The 16,659-nt window shown below is 67.0% G+C and carries 15 protein-coding genes; 11 read left to right on the top strand and 4 right to left on the bottom strand.

Annotation, left to right across the window (positions count from 1 at the left end):
- Position 1 precedes the first annotated feature (1 nt).
- Positions 2 to 1,378 carry a PEP-CTERM-box response regulator transcription factor gene (gene prsR, locus NP825_RS09195; RefSeq protein ID WP_257550642.1) on the top strand — a complete coding sequence of 459 codons (1,377 nt, stop codon included), beginning with the start codon at positions 2 to 4 and terminating at the stop codon, positions 1,376 to 1,378.
- On the top strand, positions 1,379 to 3,223 hold the full coding sequence (locus tag NP825_RS09190; RefSeq protein WP_257550640.1) for a tetratricopeptide repeat protein: 1,845 nt from the start codon (positions 1,379 to 1,381) through the stop codon (positions 3,221 to 3,223).
- A 180-nt stretch (positions 3,224 to 3,403) separates the two neighbouring features.
- On the opposite strand, the gene NP825_RS09185 is transcribed toward NP825_RS09190, so the two are convergent.
- Together NP825_RS09185 and NP825_RS09180 are read right to left on the bottom strand one after the other, a co-directional pair.
- Positions 3,404 to 3,751: a GntR family transcriptional regulator gene (locus tag NP825_RS09185; RefSeq protein ID WP_257550638.1), complete on the bottom strand. Its 348-nt coding sequence runs from the start codon at positions 3,749 to 3,751 to the stop codon at positions 3,404 to 3,406.
- Positions 3,752 to 3,821: 70 nt separating this feature from the next.
- Positions 3,822 to 4,403 (bottom strand): nitroreductase, encoded by a 582-nt coding sequence (locus tag NP825_RS09180; protein ID WP_257550636.1) that lies wholly within the window; start codon positions 4,401 to 4,403, stop codon positions 3,822 to 3,824.
- Between the two features lie 188 nt (positions 4,404 to 4,591).
- Between NP825_RS09180 and NP825_RS09175 the strand changes: the two genes are divergently transcribed.
- The 5 genes from NP825_RS09175 to NP825_RS09155 all read left to right on the top strand — a co-directional run bounded on the left by NP825_RS09175 (position 4,592) and on the right by NP825_RS09155 (position 10,498).
- Entirely contained in the window at positions 4,592 to 6,238 is a 1,647-nt protein-coding gene (locus NP825_RS09175; RefSeq protein ID WP_257550633.1) for a peptide MFS transporter, read from the top strand.
- A 2-nt stretch (positions 6,239 to 6,240) separates the two neighbouring features.
- Positions 6,241 to 7,659: an amidohydrolase gene (locus NP825_RS09170; RefSeq protein ID WP_257551363.1), complete on the top strand. Its 1,419-nt coding sequence runs from the start codon at positions 6,241 to 6,243 to the stop codon at positions 7,657 to 7,659.
- A 104-nt stretch (positions 7,660 to 7,763) separates the two neighbouring features.
- Positions 7,764 to 9,092, top strand: a complete 1,329-nt coding sequence (locus tag NP825_RS09165; RefSeq protein ID WP_257551361.1) for an amidohydrolase family protein — start codon at positions 7,764 to 7,766, stop codon at positions 9,090 to 9,092.
- A gap of 149 nt (positions 9,093 to 9,241) precedes the next feature.
- A complete protein-coding gene (locus NP825_RS09160; RefSeq protein WP_257550631.1) occupies positions 9,242 to 9,943 on the top strand; it encodes an NnrU family protein in 702 nt (233 codons plus the stop codon).
- 6 nt (positions 9,944 to 9,949) lie between these two features.
- A complete protein-coding gene (locus tag NP825_RS09155) occupies positions 9,950 to 10,498 on the top strand; it encodes a DUF1003 domain-containing protein (RefSeq protein ID WP_257550629.1) in 549 nt (182 codons plus the stop codon).
- Positions 10,499 to 10,696: 198 nt separating this feature from the next.
- Here NP825_RS09155 and NP825_RS09150 read toward each other — a convergent pair whose 3' ends face one another.
- A complete protein-coding gene (locus NP825_RS09150; RefSeq protein ID WP_257550627.1) occupies positions 10,697 to 11,692 on the bottom strand; it encodes an aldo/keto reductase in 996 nt (331 codons plus the stop codon).
- The gene (locus tag NP825_RS09145) at positions 11,689 to 12,936 is read right to left on the bottom strand and encodes a dicarboxylate/amino acid:cation symporter (RefSeq protein ID WP_257550625.1); all 1,248 of its coding nucleotides are present in this window, start codon (positions 12,934 to 12,936) and stop codon (positions 11,689 to 11,691) included. Before NP825_RS09145 ends, NP825_RS09150 begins: the two co-directional genes overlap by 4 nt.
- 119 nt (positions 12,937 to 13,055) lie before the next feature.
- On the opposite strand from NP825_RS09145, the gene glmM reads away from it, so the two are divergent.
- From glmM to NP825_RS09125, 4 genes are all read left to right on the top strand, one after another.
- Positions 13,056 to 14,396 (top strand): phosphoglucosamine mutase, encoded by a 1,341-nt coding sequence (glmM, locus tag NP825_RS09140; RefSeq protein WP_257550623.1) that lies wholly within the window; start codon positions 13,056 to 13,058, stop codon positions 14,394 to 14,396.
- Positions 14,397 to 14,590: 194 nt separating this feature from the next.
- On the top strand, positions 14,591 to 14,815 hold the full coding sequence (locus tag NP825_RS09135; RefSeq protein ID WP_257550621.1) for a DUF1272 domain-containing protein: 225 nt from the start codon (positions 14,591 to 14,593) through the stop codon (positions 14,813 to 14,815).
- Positions 14,812 to 15,954, top strand: coding sequence for a bifunctional hydroxymethylpyrimidine kinase/phosphomethylpyrimidine kinase (gene thiD, locus NP825_RS09130; RefSeq protein WP_257550619.1), 1,143 nt, complete (start codon positions 14,812 to 14,814; stop codon positions 15,952 to 15,954). The genes NP825_RS09135 and thiD overlap by 4 nt, the downstream gene beginning before the upstream one ends.
- A 139-nt stretch (positions 15,955 to 16,093) precedes the next feature.
- Entirely contained in the window at positions 16,094 to 16,651 is a 558-nt protein-coding gene (locus tag NP825_RS09125; RefSeq protein WP_257550617.1) for a ribonuclease HII, read from the top strand.
- Positions 16,652 to 16,659: the final 8 nt, after the last annotated feature.

Here is a 16,659-nt window from a genome sequence, read left to right as displayed (position 1 = left end):
GATGAGGGACGCGGGGACCGAAGCGCAGACATTGCTGATCGTCGAGGACGACCCGGGGCTGCAGGCGCAGCTCAAATGGGCTTATGACGATTATCGCGTGCTGATCGCGGGCGATCACGACAGCGCGATCGAACTGCTGCGCGCCGAGGAACCGGCGGTGGTGACGCTCGACCTCGGCCTGCCGCCCGATCCCGACGGCACGCGCGAGGGGTTTCGGGTGCTGAAGGCGATCCTGGCGAACAAGCCCGATACCAAGGTCATCGTCGTATCGGGGCATGGCGAGCGTGCGAGCGCGCTGACGGCGATCGCCAGCGGAGCATGGGATTTCTACCAGAAGCCGATCGACATCGAGGAACTGGGGCTGATCGTCCGCCGCGCCTTTCATGTCCGCGACCTCGAGGTCGAGAATGCGCGGCTCGCGAGCCAGGGGGCGGGCGATCATCGCGTGGTCGGCGGGATGATCACCGGCGCGCCCGAAATGATCAAGGTCGCGCGCACGATCGAGCGGGTCGCGAACCTTGACGTTTCGGTGATGCTGCTCGGTGCGAGCGGCACCGGCAAGGAATTGCTTGCGCGCGGGCTGCACGAGGCGAGCGGGCGGCGCGACGGTGCTTTCGTCGCGATCAACTGCGCCGCCATCCCCGAGAATCTGCTCGAAAGCGAATTGTTCGGGCATGAAAAGGGCGCGTTCACCGGCGCGGTGAAGACGACCGAGGGCAAGATCGAACTGGCGCACGGCGGCACACTGTTCCTCGACGAGGTCGGCGACATTCCGCTGCCATTGCAGGTCAAGCTGCTGCGTTTCCTGCAGGAACGGACGATCGAGCGGATCGGCGGGCGCAAGGCGATCGCGGTCGACACGCGCATCGTCTGCGCGACGCACCGCGATCTCGATGCGATGATCGCCGAGGGCAGCTTCCGCGATGACCTCTATTACCGGCTCGCCGAAATGGTGGTGAAGATTCCGTCGCTCGCCGAGCGGCCCGGCGACGCGGTGCTGCTCGCGCGCCATTTCCTCCATCAATATGCGCCCGCGATGAACCCCTCGGTCCGCGGCTTCGCGCCCGACGCGTTGCAGGCGATCGATGAAGGGCGCTGGCCGGGCAATGTCCGCGAACTGGAGAATCGCATCAAGCGCGCGGTGATCATGGCCGACGGCAAGCTGGTGATGCGCGAGGATCTGGATCTGTCGGGGAGCGACGGCGAGAGCGACGAAAGCTGGCTCAACCTGCGCGCGGCGCGCGAGGCGGCCGACCGCGTCGCGATCCGCCGCGCGATGATGCAGAGCGAAGGCAATATCTCGTCGGCGGCGAAGCTGCTCGGGATCAGCCGCCCGACGCTCTACGACCTGCTCAAGCAATATCGGATGCAGGCCTGAATGACGCTGGCCCGGCCTTTACTGGCGGCGTTGATCGCGGCGGCAGCCCTGGCCGGCTGCAACGGCGCGCGTCCGGACGGTCCGCGCCAGCAATGGCTGGCACGCAGCGCCGAATTGCAGCGCACGATCGCCGACGATCCGGCGGCGATCCGGCCGCGCGTCGAACTGGCGCGCGCGCAGCTGCGGTTGGGCAACGGCCCGGGTGCCGAGGCATCGGTCAAGGCGGCACTCGCGGCGGGGGCGAACGACGACTATCTGCGCCCGCTGCTCGCACGCGCCTATGCGTTGCAGGGCGATGGCAAGCGCGCACTCGCGGCGCTCGACGCCGGGCCAATCGCGCCCGAGATGATCGGCGAAGCGGCGTGGGTCGCGGGCGACGTCCACCTTGCCGACGGCGATCTGGGCGCGGCACGCGACGCCTATGATCGGGCGGTGCGCGAACGGCCGCGCGATTCGGCGCTGTGGGTCGACATCGCACGTTTTCGCGATGCCAATGCCGATACGCTGGGCGCGCGCGACGCGGTCGATTTCGCGATCGAACTCGACGGACGGAATAGCGCGGCGCTGGCATACAAGGCCAATCTGACCCGCACGCAGGACGGGCTGAACGCTTCGCTCGGCTGGTATGAAAAGGCGCTCGCTGCCGATCCCGACAACGCCGACGCGCTGATCGACCAGGCGGCGACGCTCGGCGACCTTGGCCGCTACCGGGACATGCTCGCGGCGCTGCGCCATGCCGCGACGCTCGTCCCGCGCGATCCCCGGCTCTATTATCTGCAGGCGGTTCTCGCCGCGCGCGCGGGCCGCTATGCTCTCGCGCGCAGCCTGCTTCAGCGCACGCGCGGCGAACTCGACGATCAACCCGGCGTCATGCTGCTCAGCGCGATCGTCGAACTCGAACTGGGCGGCCAGGCGGTGGCGGTAAACTGGGCCGAGCGGCTGATCGCCGAGCAGCCGCATAATCTGACCGCTCGCCGCATCCTGGCCGCCGCCAATTGGGCCGACGGTGATGCCGATGCCGCCGCCGAGGCGCTGGAGCCCATCATCGACCGGCAGGATGCCGATAGCTGGTCGCTGCTTCTGGCGGCGCGCGTGGCGTCGGAATTGGGGCGCAAGGGGGAAGCGGCCGACGATATGGCGCGCGCGGCGGCACTGGCGCCCGGCGAGGCGGGGCCGTTCGCGGTCGACGATGGCTATGGATCGCTCGCCGCCGCGGCCGACGCCGCGCCGCTCGACCCTGCGCGGGCGGTCCCCGCGATTTCCGCCGACATGGCGGCGGGGAATTATGGCAGCGCGATCGCGCGCGCGATGCGACTGCGCGATGCGAACCGCGGGGTCGCCGACGCGCATATCCTGCTCGGCGACGCGGCGCTTGCGGGCGGGCGTTTCGGGCTGGCGGTCGAATCCTATCGCGCCGCGCGCGCCCTCGACGCGGGCGAGCGCACGACGCTGCGGCTCGCCAACGCGCTGTTCCGCGCCGGCGACCCAGCCGGTTCGGGCGCCGCGATCCTGACGCTGCGCGACAGTCAGCCGTCCAGCATTGCCGCTGATCGGCTGGCGGGGCATCTGGCGATGGATATCGAACATTGGGATCAGGCGGCCGCGCATTTCGAGCGGGTGCGGCGCCGGATCGGCAACCGCGATGCCGTGATCCTGCGCGATCTGGCGCGCGCCTATGCCGCCGAGGGAGAGCGCGACCGCGCCCTGCCGCTGATCGCCATGGCGTATCGGTTGCAACCGCTGAACGGCGAGATCATGCTCCTCTATGCCGACCTGCTCGAGCAGCGGGGCAACCGGCAGGCGGCGCAGGATTTGCGCGACAAGGCCGGGCAGATCGGGCGGTAAGGCAGGCTGCGGCTGGCGGCTTTGGGGTGGAGAGCGGACACTCCCCACTTTCGTCATTCCCGCGAAAGCGGGAACCCAGTGTGGGGTTAGCCGACGCACGCTCTGGGTCCCCGCTTTCGCGGGGATGACAAAGTTAGGAGATGCCGGGCGTCCTCAATCGGTCGAAACCCGCCGTTAGGCTTACGCCTCGCTCAGGTCGAGCAGTTCGCGCGCATCCAACCCGATGCGGCGCATCTGCTGGGCGACGGGGGGCCAGATGTTGGTCAGGAAATCCTCGCGCATCAGGTCGCGCAGCCGGTCGGTCGCGCCCTCGGCGACGAACATGCCGACGCCGCGCTTCACCGTGACCAGCGCCTCGTCCTGAAAGGTCTGATAGGCCTTGGCGACCGTCAGCGGATTGGCGCCTTCCTCGGCGGCGAGCGACCGCACCGAGGGCAGCATGTCGCCATCGCGGTAGGTGCCGTCGAGAATCGCGTTGGCGATGGTGTCGCGCAGACGCTGATACACGGGTTTGGATTGATCGAGCATGGCGCCTTAATGCCATAAGACAGCAGCACAGTCAAATCAGGATATTAGGTAACAGAGCCCTCGTTTGATATTATATGTCCCAGGCGCTCACGACATCGTCATATTCCGGGCGCGGCCGTTCGGAAAGGTCGGCGCCCGCCGTGCCGAGGAAGAAATAGCCGACGATCGTGTCGCCCGCGTGGGCGCCGAAGGCACGGGCGACCGCGGGGCTATAGGCGGCCCAGCCCGTCAGCCAGCTTCCCACGAAGCCATGCGCGTGCGCGGCGTGGAGCAGGTTCATGCCGACTGCGCCCGCCGACATCTGCTGCTCCCACAGCGGAATCTTGCTGTCGGTGACCGGGGTCGAGAGCAGCACGAGCAGGGTGGGGGCCTGATGCGCGAACTGATCGAGCGCCGACAGGTCCATGCCCGCGGCGCCGGGGTTTTCATCGACCCACGCCTGCTTGAGCAATTGGGCGAACGCATCCCGCTGGTCGTCGGCGACCGTCACGATCCGCCACGGCGCGAGCTTGCCGTGATCGGGGGTGCGCAGCGCGAGCGCGATGATGGTGCGCAGGGTCGCGGCGTCGGGACCGGGCGCGACCATGTCGCGCGCCTTGCCCGAGCGGCGGGTGGCAAGGTGCGAGCGGAGCGAGGAGGTGTCGTTGAACATGGGGCGTCCTTTGGGCGTCTTTCCGCCGCGGCGCAAGTGTTGCGAACGGTTCGCAATAAATTCACGGCGGCCGACATGGTTTCACGCGCAATTAGATTCTTCCCTTGCGCAATTTTCGCGCTAGGTTGCCCGATATGCGCGGCAAAAAACGCCGCAGACACGACAATCGGGGTAAGGGACGCAATCGCATGAAAGATATGGCCTTGTGGAATGAAGGGGATTGGATCGCGGTCATCGCGCTCGTCCTTCTCGCGCTATTCCTCAGCATCGGCGCGCTGATCGCGGGTAGCAAGAAACCCGAATTCGCGGGCCATCCCAAGGGCCTCTACATGCTCTTCTTCGCCGAGATGTGGGAGCGTTTTTCCTATTACGGGATGCGGGCGCTGCTGATCTTCTACCTGACGCAGCACTGGCTGTTTTCGGACGGCAAGGCGAACCTGATCTATGGCGCCTATACCGCGCTCGTCTATATCACCCCGGTGCTCGGCGGCTATCTCGCCGACCGCTATCTGGGGCAGCGCAAGGCGGTGCTGTTCGGCGGCGTGCTGCTCGCGCTCGGCCATTTGTTCATGGCGTTCGAGGGTGATCACGGCATCACCGACGCCGCGACCAAGCAGGCCGACGGCGCGATCAACATCTTCTGGCTCGCGCTCGCGCTGATCATCGTCGGTTCGGGCTTCCTGAAAGCCAATATTTCGGTGATGGTCGGCCAGCTCTATCGCCTGACCGACCTGCGCCGCGACGCCGCTTACACCATCTTCTACATGGGGATTAATGTCGGCGCCGCGCTCGGCACGATCCTCGTCGGCTATCTGGGGCAGAAGATCGGCTGGTCCTATGGCTTCGGTCTCGCGGGTATCGGCATGGTCGCGGGGCTGATCGTCTTCGTGCTCGGCAAGAAGGTGCTGCTCGGCGCCGGCGAAGCCCCCGCGCCGCTTGCGCGGCAGAAGGAATTCGCGATCTACGGCATCGGCCTCGCCGCGGTTGCGGTGATGTGGGCGCTCGTCCAATATCAGGGCGTCATCCAGAATCTGCTGATCGTCTCGGGCGTCGCGCTGCTCGGCTATGTCCTCTACGAGAGTTTCAAGCTCGACAAGGAGCCGCGCGAGCGCATGTTCGCGATCCTCTTCCTGATCGCGCTGAACCCGCTGTTCTGGGGGCTGTTCGAACAGGCGGGCGGCAGCTTCAACCTCTACACCGACCGCTATGTCGACAAGGGCGGCGTGCCCGCGTCGGTGTTCCAGTCGATCAACCCCATCTACATCATCCTGTTCGCGCCGATGTTCGCCGCGCTGTGGCAATGGCTCGGCAAGCGCGGGCTCGAGCCGTCGGCGCCCGCGAAGTTCGCGCTGGCGCTGGCGCAGGTCGGCGCGGGCTTCCTCGTCTTCGTCTGGGGCGCGAACAGCGTCGGTCCCGAAGTGGCGACGCCGGTGCTCTTCGTCTTCCTGCTCTATATGCTCCACACGACCGGCGAGCTTTGCCTGTCGCCCGTCGGGCTCAGCGCGATGAACCGGCTGGCGCCGAGCTTCCTCGCCTCGCTGATCATGGGGGCCTGGTTCTACATGACCGCGGTCGGCAATTTCGTCGCTGGCAAGATCGGCGAAGCGACCGGCGGCGAGAGCGGCGACATGACCAAGGAAGCGACGCTCGCCATCTATCAGGAGATCGGCCTGATCACGATCGGCGTCAGCATCGTCGTGCTGGCGCTGTCGCCGATCGTGAAGAAGTGGATGCATCTCGATACGCTGCGCGATCGCCAGGACGCGGTGGCCGGCGAGAGCGAGCTTGGCGAAGCGCAGGCCGCGGGGGTCCATCCTGAACCCAGGGGGGCATGACGATGATCGGGGGCGTGAAGGGCGGGCTGCTCGCCGCGGTGTCGCTGGCGCTCGTCGGCTGCGCGGCGACGGGAACCGAAGCGAAATCGGCGAGCGACAAGCCGGCCGCGACGGCGGCGGTCGACCGGCCGGCGCGGTTCGACAAGGATCCCTATCCCTCGACCTACAAGCCCTATCCCTCGCGCCTGACGGTGGTGAGAAACGTCACCATCTTCGACGGCGAGGGCGGACGGATCGACCATGGCTCGATCGTCCTGTCGAGCGGCAAGATACTGTCGCTCGGCGGCCCCGACATGGACTTGCCGACCGACGCCGACGTCTATGACGGGACGGGCAAATTTCTGACCCCCGGCGTGATCGACATCCACAGCCACCTCGGCGACTATCCGAGCCCGGGCGTCGAGGGCCTTTCGGACGGCAATGAGGCGACGAGCCCGGTGACGCCCGAGGTTTGGGCCGAGCACAGCGTCTGGCCGCAGGATCCGGGCTTTACCCGCGCGCTCGTCAATGGCGGCATCACGACGCTCGAAATCCTGCCGGGCAGCGCGAACCTGATGGGCGGCCGCTCGGTCGTACTCAAGAATGTGCCCGCGCGCACGGTGCAGGGGATGAAATTCCCCGGCGCGCCCTATGGTCTCAAGATGGCGTGCGGCGAGAATCCGAAGCGCGTCTATGGCAACAAGGGCCGGATGCCCTCGACCCGCATGGGCAATATGGCGGTCGACCGCCAGACCTGGGCGAAAGCGGTCGCTTACAAGAAGAAACTCGACGAGGGGAAAGCCGTCGACCGCGATCTGGCGATGGAAACGCTGGCGGGCGTGCTGTCGGGCGAGATTCTGATCCAGAACCATTGTTATCGCGCCGACGAAATGGCGAACGTCATCGATATGAGCCACGAGTTCGGCTACAAGGTTTCGGCCTTTCACCACGCGGTCGAAGCCTACAAGATCGCCGACCTGCTCAAGAAGGAGGACATCTGCGTCGCGATGTGGGCCGACTGGTGGGGCTTCAAGATGGAAGCCTATGATTCGGTGCCCGAGAATATCGCGCTGGTGTACAAAGCGGGGGCCTGCACGGTCGTCCATTCGGACGACGCGAACCAGATCCAGCGCCTCAACCAGGAAGCCGCCAAGGCGCTCGCCGCCGGGCGCCGCATGGGGATGCAGATCAGCGACGAGCAGGCGTGGACCTGGCTCGGCATCAATCCCGCGAAGGCGATCGGCCTGGCCGACAAGATCGGCAGCCTGAAACCCGGCAAGATGGCCGACGTCGTGCTGTGGAACGGCAATCCGTTCAGCGTCTATACCCGCCCCGAAAAAGTCTGGATCGACGGCGCGCTGATGTTCGACGCGAACGATCCGAAACGGCGGCCGGTGACCGACTTCGAGCTGGGGCAGCCGGGCGAGGGGGATGTGAAATGAGCGCGCTCCTGAACATCTTTTCCTTCACCGCGCGCGCCCCTGCGAAGGCAGGGGCCCATCATCTGCGCTCTCGTTCGCTCACCGCCGGGCCGGTAGGTCCGGAGATGGGCCCCTGCCTTCGCAGGGGCACGGGGGCGTTAGGAAGCGCGTTGGTTGCGGCCTTGGCGTTTGCTGCGCCGGCGCAGGCGCAGGATATCGCCATCACCAACGCGAAACTCGTCATCGGCGACGGCAGCGCGCCGGTCGAGGGCGGCACCGTCGTCGTGCGCGGCGGCAAGGTCGTTGCCGCCGGGCGCGGTGTCGCGGTGCCCGTGGGCGTCGAAAGCGTCGACGCGCAGGGCCGCTACGTCACCCCCGGCATCGTCGCGGCGTTCAGCCGTGTCGGGCTGGTCGAGGTCGATTCGGTGGCGGGCAGCAACGACCGTTCGGCAAGCCGGTCGCGCTTTTCGGCGGGGCTCGACATCGCGCCCGCGCTCAACCCGATGGGCTCGCCGGTCGCGGTCAATCGTGCCGCGGGCGTCACCCGCGCGATCGTCGCGCCGGGGGACAGCAGCAATTTGTTCGCCGGGCAGGGCGCAGTCGTCGACCTTGCCGACGACATGGACATGGTGACGAAACCGCGCGCGCTGCAGTTCGTCGCCTTCGGCGAGGATGGGTCGGCGAAAGCGGGCGGCAGCCGCGCCGCGACCTTCCTGCTGTTCCGCGAGCAGTTGCTCGCCGCGCGCAGCTATGCCCGTAATCCCGCGACGCTCGCCGAATGGGGCAATGACGCGATGATCCAGCGCGCCGACGCCGAGGCGCTGGTGCGGGTGATCAACGGCGCGACGCCGCTATTCGTCCGCGTCGACCGCGCCGCCGACATATTGAACGTGCTGAAGCTGAAGGGAGATTTTCCCGCGCTGAAACTCGTTCTCGTCGGGGCGACCGAAGGCTGGCTCGTCGCGCGCGAGATTGCGGCGGCGAAAGTGCCGGCGATCGTCTCGCCGCTCAGCGACCTGCCCGACAGTTTCGAGCGGCTGGGTGCGACCCAGTCGAACGCTGGGCGGCTGGAGGCGGCCGGGGTCGATGTGTCGGTCGGCGTCTTCGACGACGACGATGCGCACAAGATGGGCTATACCACCCAATATGCGGGCAACCTCGTCGGCCTGACGAAGCTGCCGGGTGCGAGCGGGCTGACGTGGGATCAGGCCTTTGCCGCGATCACCAGCGCCCCGGCGCGCGCGGTGGGGATGGAGGGCAGCATCGGCTCGCTGAAACCGGGCCGCGCCGGCGACGTCGTGATCTGGGATCATGATCCGCTCGAACTCGGCAGCCGCCCGGTGCAGATATGGATCGACGGCAAGCGCCAGTCGCTGACGACGCGCCAGGACCGCCTGCGCGACCGGTATCTGACGCCCGAGGAAGGCGCGTTGCCGAAGGCGTATGATCGGTGATTACAGGTGATGGCAGCGTTTGTTTTTCCCATTTCGTCATCCCGGCGAAGGCCGGGATCTCGACCTAGCGATATTACGCTCGGGTGAGATCCCGGTCTTCGCCGGGATGACAAGGAAATGGACGGCGGCGCTGGGAGGAGAGGACTCCGATGCAGCCCATTTCGCTTCTGATCGCGACCGGCGCGCTGTTCGTCGGCACGCATTTCGCCTTGTCGCATCCGCTGCGCGACGGGCTGGCGCGAGGGCTCGGCGAGCGCGGATTCCTGATCGTCTATTCGGTCGTCGCGATCGCGACCTTCATCCTGATGGTGCAGGCGTTTCGCGGCCTGCCGCCCGAGCCGCCGCTGTGGACCGCCGGCGATCCCTTGTGGGCGGTCGCTTCGCTGCTCGTGCTACTCGCGAGCATCCTGTTCATGGGGTCGCTGATCGGCAATCCCGCGCTGCCCGCGCCGGGCGCGGCGGCGAGCGCGCAGGGCGCGCCGCGCGGGGTCTTCGCGATCACCCGCCACCCGATGATGTGGGGCTTTGCGCTCTGGGCGCTCGCGCATGGGCTGGTGATGCCGACGCCGGGTCAGATTGCGCTGTCAGCGATCATCGCCTTTCTCGCGCTCGTCGGATCGGCGGGGCAGGACGCGAAGAAAGCGCGTCTGATGGGCGATGCGTGGCGGCACTGGGCCGCGCGGACGAGCTTCATTCCCTTCGCCCGGCAGGTCGCGGGCACTACCCCATGGGGCGACACCATCCCGCGCGGACATGCCTTGTTTGGCGGAATAGTGCTGTGGCTCGCCGCGACCTGGGCGCATGGTGCGCTCGGTTATATGGTCGCGGGGATCTGGCGCTGGGTGGGATAGGGCGCGATGAATCAAGAGGAAAAAGTCGCGGACCTGTCGCTGCGCCTGCTCGGCCGCGCTTACGACCAACTCGACGGGGGCGAGCAGCGCGTCATTCTTGCGATCGCCGAACGCGCGCCGACGAGCCGCAGCCCGGATGGCGGCGATGACGACGACGATCCGTCGCAGACGAGCTTCGGCGAACGGCTGGCCGACCGTGTCGCGGCGATCGGCGGTTCGTGGGGGTTCATCATCGGCTTTGCGATCGTGCTGTTCGTGTGGATGCTGATCAATTCGAAGGCGCTCGAGGGTTTGGGGCTCAGCTTCGACCCGTTTCCCTTCATCTTCCTCAACCTGATGCTGTCGATGCTCGCTGCGATCCAGGCGCCGGTGATCATGATGAGCCAGAACCGGCAGGCCGCGAAGGACCGGCTGACCGAGAAACTGGATTATGAAATCAACCTGCGCGCCGAGCTGGAGATCATGCGGCTGCACGAAAAGCTTGATCAGATGCGGTTTCACGAGCTTCGGGATAAGGTCGAGGAACTATGCGAGCGGTTGGACCGGAGGGGGTAGGGCGGCTTTGGGGTGGGAAGTGGCCATAAATCCTCCCTGTGGCGAAGCCATGGGGAGGTGGCAGCCCGCAGGGCTGACGGAGGGGCCATGGCGCGGCGTCGCAGCCCCTCCACCACTCGCTTCGCGAGCGGTCCCCCTCCCCATGGCCTTTGGCCACGGGGAGGATATCTGTCCGCTCCCGGTCGAAACCCGGAAGCCCTACAGCCGCACCATCCGCATTCCCATCTCGCCATAGCGCGGACCGCTCGTCCCGCCCACCGGCGCGGCGGCTTCGATCGCGGCGAGGTCGTCGGCGGTCAGGGTGAGGTCGGCGGCGGCGACGCTGTCCTCCATCGTCGCGCGACGCTTGGTGCCGGGGATCGGCACGATGTCGTCCCCCTGCGCGAGCAGCCAGGCGAGCGCGACCTGCGCGTTCGAGACGCCATGTTTTGCAGCGACCCCGGCGATCGCGTCGACGATCGCGAGGTTGGCGGGCAGATTCTCATCCGAATAACGCGGGTCGTTTCGGCGCCAGTCGTTTTCCGGCAGTTCGTCGCGGCTGCGCACGGCGCCGGCGAGGAAGCCGCGGCCGAGCGGCGAATAGGGGACGAAGCCGATGCCGTGCTCGCGGCAGACGGGCAGGATCTCTGCCTCGACCTCGCGCTCCCAGATCGAATATTCGCTCTGCAAGGCGGTGATCGGCGCCGCCTTGGCGGCGCGGCGCAGCGTTTCGGGGCCGGCCTCGGACAGCGCGATGTGGCGAACCTTGCCTTCCTTGACGAGCTCCATCATCGCGCCGACCGTATCCTCGATCGGCACCGAGGGATCGACGCGATGCTGGTAGAAGAGGTCGATCGTGTCGATGCCGAGCCGCCGGAGCGAACCTTCGCACGCGCGGCGGGCATTTTCGGGCGAGCCGTCGACCCCGACGATCTGCTTGCCGTCGAATTTGAAGCCGAATTTGGTGGCGATCACCAGCCCCTCGCGCTTGCCGCGGATCGCTTCGCCGAGCAATTCCTCGTTGCTGAACGGGCCATAGATTTCGGCGGTGTCGAAGAAGGTGACGCCCAGGTCGATCGCGCGGTGGATGGTCCGCGTCGATTCATCGAGGTCGGCTGCCTCGCCATAGAGGATATTGCCGCCCTTGATCATCGGCATGCAGCCGATGCCGATCGCGGAAACTTCGAGACCCTGGCCCAGTTTACGATATTTCACGGCGTTTCTCCTTTGCTGTCGCTGTCGACTCCATCGGCGGCGAATTTGGTGGCGGCGACGTCAGCGATAACATTGCCGATCGTGCGGAAGATGTCCGGAAAAGTTTCAACCGCGACGAGTAGCCCCAGCGGCGCGACGGGCACCCCCATCGCGATCGCGATCGGCGCGATCGAGGTGACGAAGCTGATCGAGCCGGGCAGGCTGACCGAAGAGAGCGCCGCCGCCAGCGCGACCGCGAGGCCGACCGCCAGCGCCCATGGCGACAGCGAAATGCCGAACAGCCACGCGACATAGACGACCACCGCGAGGTTCATCGCCGGGCTGGTGAAGCGGAACAGCGCGACCGCGAGCGGCAGCACGACGTCGGCCTTTTTCGGATCGACACCGAGGTCGGCGGTCGCGCGCAGCATCGCGGGCAGGCTGGCGAGCGAGCTTTGGGTGCTGAGCGCCACCGCGAAGGGCGGTACCATCGCGCGGAGGAAGCGTGGCAGGGGAATGCCGGCGACGAGCACCGCGAGCAGCAGGCCGAGCAGGATCGTCGCGGCGCCGATCGCCGAGAGCATCAGCACATAATGGAGCAGACCGCCGAAGGCCGAGACCCCGGCCTTGACCGCAAGCGCATAGCCCAGGGCAAAGACGCCGATCGGCGCGAGCGCGAGAACCCAGCCGATGACAACGAGCATCGCGTCGCCGAGCGCCTTGAACAGGCCTGACAGGATCGCGCGCTCGGCGGCGCCGACGCGGGTAATCGCGAAAGCGAAGATGGTGGTGAAGACGATCAGCGGCAGGATCGCGGTTTCCGCCGCAGCGGCGATCGGATTGGTCGGGATGAGTGACAGCAGGAAGTCGGCGAAGCTCGGCGACGCCCCCGTTCCGGGGGTTCCGCCGAGCCCGTGGCGCAGCCCTTCGGCGGCGGCGGACGAAAGCGGAAAGAGCTTCAGGAGAAGCGGCAGCAGCAGCAGCGTCATCAGTCCGGCGAGAATATTGGCGCCGATGAAGGTCGCGACCGCGCGCCCCGCGAGCTTGCCCGCGCGCGCGGCGTCGGCGGTGGCGGTGATGCCGGTGACGAGCAACGCGACGACGAGCGGGACGATCGTCATCTTGAGCGCGTTCAGCCACAGGATACCCACCGGTTCGATGAAGGGCAGCGAGGCGGTGCCGGTGTCGGGAGAGGCTATCTCGATCCCGATCCCGAGCAACATGCCGGCGACCAGCGCCGAAAGGATGATCCATGCCGATTTCAAGTTCAAATCCCCCAAAGGAAGAGAGCCCAGCTTGCCAAGCAAAAACGGGTGACCTAGGGCCTCCCTATATGCCGGGGTCGGCTCTTGTCCTGCGACCCGGATTAAGTAGCAGAGGTGGCATGCGCAAGTTTTTCGGAACCGACGGGATTCGCGGACTGACCAATCAGGTTCCGATGACCGCGGAGGTCGCGATGCGCGTCGGCATGGCGGCGGGCGCGCATTTCCTGCGCGGCGCCCACAAGCATCGCGTCGTGATCGGCAAGGATACGCGATTGTCGGGCTATATGCTCGAAAATGCGCTCGTCGCGGGCTTCACCAGCGTCGGCATGGACGTGGTGCAGGTCGGGCCGATGCCGACCCCGGCGGTCGCGATGCTGACGCGATCGATGCGCGCCGACCTCGGCGTCATGATCTCGGCGAGCCACAATCCCTATGCCGACAACGGCATCAAATTATTCGGCCCCGACGGCTATAAATTGTCCGACGAGGACGAGGCGCAGATCGAGCAGCGGCTGACGCAGGAGCCGGCGCTCGCCCAGCCTGCGCATGTCGGCCGCGCGAAGCGTATCGAGGACGCGCGCGGCCGCTATATCCACGACGTGAAGCAGAGCCTGCCCGAATCGGTCCGGCTCGACGGCCTCAGGATCGTGCTCGATTGCGCCAACGGCGCCGCCTATAACAGCGCGCCGACCGTATTCTGGGAATTGGGGGCCGACGTCGTCGCGATCGGGGTCGAGCCCAATGGCGTCAACATCAACGACCGCTGCGGCTCGACCGCGCCCGGCCTGCTGCAGGAAACCGTGGTCGCGAGCGGTGCCGACATCGGCGTCGCGCTCGACGGCGACGCCGACCGGCTGATCGTCGTCGATGAAAAGGGCGCGATCGTCGACGGCGACCAGATCATGGGGCTGATCGGCGCGAGCTGGGCACGGCAGGGGCTGCTGAAAGGCGGCGGGATCGTCGCGACGGTGATGTCGAACCTGGGGCTCGAACGCTTTCTGGAGGGCGAGGGGCTGCGGCTCGAACGCACCAAGGTCGGCGACCGCTATGTTCTCGAGCGGATGAAGAGCGGCGGGTTCAACGTCGGCGGCGAGCAGTCGGGGCATATGATCCTGTCGGATCATGCGACGACCGGCGATGGCACGCTCGCGGCGCTGCAGGTGCTCGCCGAGCTGGTGCGGTCGGAAAAGCCCGCGAGCGAATTGCTGCACCAGTTCGATCCGGTGCCGCAGCTTTTGAAGAATGTCCGCTTCGCGGGCGGCAAGCCGCTCGAGAATGGCGACGTCCAGGCGGCGATCGCCGAGGGCGAAGCGGCACTGAACGGCCGCGGCCGTCTCGTCATCCGTGCCTCGGGCACCGAACCCGTGATCCGGGTGATGGCCGAAGGCGACGATGCCGGGCAGGTCCAACAGGTGGTCGACATGATCTGCGACGCGGTGCGCGTCGCGGCGGCGAATTGAAGACCTCTCCCGACACGAACGGATTGAAAGTTGAAGAGCAAGGCGTGATTATCCTCTCGTCACCCCGGACTTGATCCGGGGTCCCGCTTTCCGGCGTCGCTGAGCGGGACCCCGGATCAAGTCCGGGGTGACGAGACAGGGAAGATTTTCGGAAGCCGAACGGCCTCACCACCGATTTTGAAGGAAGTTTTGAAATGCTTGAAATGCGACCCGATTGCGAACGCTGCGGACGCGATCTGCCCGCCGACATCCACGGCGCGTTCATCTGCTCGTTCGAGTGCACCTTCTGCGCGACCTGCGCCGACAAGCTCGACGAGCGCTGCCCCAATTGTGGCGGCGACCTGCTCGACCGGCCGCTGCGCGAGGGTGCGGCGCTGCACAAATTCCCGGCTTCGACGGAGCGAAAGTTCAAGCGTTGACCGCACGCGTTCTGATCATCGCCGGCTCCGACAGTGGCGGCGGCGCGGGAATCCAGGCCGATATCAAGGCCGTGACGATGCTCGGCGGCCACGCGATGACCGCGATCACCGCGATCACCGCGCAGAATACGCTCGGCGTGCAGGGCGTCCATGCGATCCCGACCGAGATGGTGGTCGCGCAGATCGACAGCGTCGCGTCGGATATCGGCGTCGACGCGGTGAAGATCGGCATGATCGGCAGCGCCGAGACCGCGGCAGCAGTCGCCGAGCGGCTGACGCGGCCGGATCTGGCCGAGGCCGCGGTGGTGTTCGATCCGGTGATGATCGCGACGAGCGGATCGGTGCTCGCCGATGCCGCGACGATCGCGGCGTTTCGCGCGCTGCTGAATCGCGCGATGGTCGCGACCCCGAACCTGCTCGAACTCGAGGCGCTCGGCGGCGAGGAAGCGGTGCTCGCGCACGGCTGCTCGCTGCTGGTGAAGGGCGGCCACGCCGAGGGCGAGACGGTGATCGACCGATTATACGAGACGGGCGAGGGCGAGGTCGCGCGCTGGGAAGCGCCGCGCATCGACACGAAGCATAGCCATGGCACCGGCTGCACGCTGGCGAGTGCGATCGCGACCGGGCTGGCGCAGGGTATGCCACTGGAACCCGCGATCGCTCGCTCGCGCGATTTCGTGCGGCTGTCGCTGCTCGACGCGCCGGGGCTGGGGAGCGGGCATGGCCCGATGGGACAGCAGGCGGTGCGTAACGACGGACTGTTCACCGGGCCGGCGCTGAACCAGATCACGCTGTCCGCCACGGATTATGCGGCGTCGGTGGCGTTCTACAAGCAACTCGGCCTGACGCAGATCGTCGATAGTCCGGACAATGGTTATGCGCGCTTCGAGGCCACGAACGGCGTGACCCTGTCGATCCACGTCGGCGATGGAGTCGCGGGCGGCGCGACGGCCTATCTGGAAAGCGGTGCCCTCGATGCCTGGGTCGCCTATCTCGCGCGGCGCGGCGTGCAGTTCGAGCAGATGCCGAAGGACGAGGAATGGGGCTGGCGCGAGGCGCGGCTGAGCGATCCCGCGGGCAATCGGTTATGCCTGTATCAGGCGGGCGAATATCGGAGATACCCGCCGTGGCGACTATAATCTCCCCTCCCGCAGGCGGGAGGGGCTGGGGGAGGGCGCGAGCGAAGCGAGTTCCTGCCGCCGATATGACCCACCCCGCTGCGACTAGCGAGCAAGCTCGCAAGTCTCGCTGCCCCTCCCGCCTGCGGGAGGGGAGGCCATGCTGATCGTCGGCGTCGACGAAGCTGGGCGCGGGCCGCTCGCCGGACCGGTCGTCGCGGCGGCGGTGCTGCTGTGCGAGGACGGCATCGCCGGGCTCGACGACAGCAAGAAGCTGACCGCGAAACGCCGCGGCGAGCTGGAGATTCTGATCAAGGAACGCTGCCGCTGGGGTGTCGGCGAGGCGAGCGTCGCGGAGATCGACCGCATCAACATATTGCAGGCGACCTTCCTCGCGATGACCCGTGCGGTCGAGGCGCTGGGCTTCGACCCGCACGAGGTGCTGGTCGACGGCAACCGCCTGCCGAAATGGCGCTACCGTGCGCGCGCGATCGTCGGCGGCGACGCGCTCCACCCATGCATTTCGGCGGCGAGCATCATCGCCAAGGAGCATCGCGACCGTTTCATGGTCGCCGTGTCGCGCGACTATCCGGGCTTTGGCTGGGAACGAAATATGGGCTATGGCACGCCCGAACATATGACGGCGCTGCGCAAGCATGGGCCGACGCCGCACCACCGCGCGAGCTTCGCGCCGGTCGCGCAGCTTATGCTGATCTGACGGACGGG

Source organism: Sphingopyxis sp. DBS4 (assembly GCF_024628865.1).
GTDB lineage: Bacteria > Pseudomonadota > Alphaproteobacteria > Sphingomonadales > Sphingomonadaceae > Sphingopyxis.
The sequence above is the reverse complement of the archived record's forward strand: the minus strand, read 5'-3'. Positions and strand labels throughout refer to the sequence as shown.

Excerpts from the sequence above, each read along its gene's own strand:
- NP825_RS09155 (WP_257550629.1), top strand. The coding sequence starts at position 9,950 with ATGAATCAAGAGGAAAAAGTCGCGGACCTGTCGCTGCGCCTGCTCGGC.
- NP825_RS09175 (WP_257550633.1), top strand. The coding sequence starts at position 4,592 with ATGAAAGATATGGCCTTGTGGAATGAAGGGGATTGGATCGCGGTCATC.
- NP825_RS09180 (WP_257550636.1), bottom strand. The coding sequence starts at position 4,403 with ATGTTCAACGACACCTCCTCGCTCCGCTCGCACCTTGCCACCCGCCGC.
- NP825_RS09165 (WP_257551361.1), top strand. The coding sequence starts at position 7,764 with ATGGGCCCCTGCCTTCGCAGGGGCACGGGGGCGTTAGGAAGCGCGTTG.
- prsR (WP_257550642.1), top strand. The coding sequence starts at position 2 with ATGAGGGACGCGGGGACCGAAGCGCAGACATTGCTGATCGTCGAGGAC.
- NP825_RS09190 (WP_257550640.1), top strand. The coding sequence starts at position 1,379 with ATGACGCTGGCCCGGCCTTTACTGGCGGCGTTGATCGCGGCGGCAGCC.
- glmM (WP_257550623.1), top strand. The coding sequence starts at position 13,056 with ATGCGCAAGTTTTTCGGAACCGACGGGATTCGCGGACTGACCAATCAG.
- NP825_RS09170 (WP_257551363.1), top strand. The coding sequence starts at position 6,241 with ATGATCGGGGGCGTGAAGGGCGGGCTGCTCGCCGCGGTGTCGCTGGCG.
- NP825_RS09160 (WP_257550631.1), top strand. The coding sequence starts at position 9,242 with ATGCAGCCCATTTCGCTTCTGATCGCGACCGGCGCGCTGTTCGTCGGC.
- NP825_RS09135 (WP_257550621.1), top strand. The coding sequence starts at position 14,591 with ATGCTTGAAATGCGACCCGATTGCGAACGCTGCGGACGCGATCTGCCC.
- NP825_RS09185 (WP_257550638.1), bottom strand. The coding sequence starts at position 3,751 with ATGCTCGATCAATCCAAACCCGTGTATCAGCGTCTGCGCGACACCATC.
- NP825_RS09125 (WP_257550617.1), top strand. The coding sequence starts at position 16,094 with ATGCTGATCGTCGGCGTCGACGAAGCTGGGCGCGGGCCGCTCGCCGGA.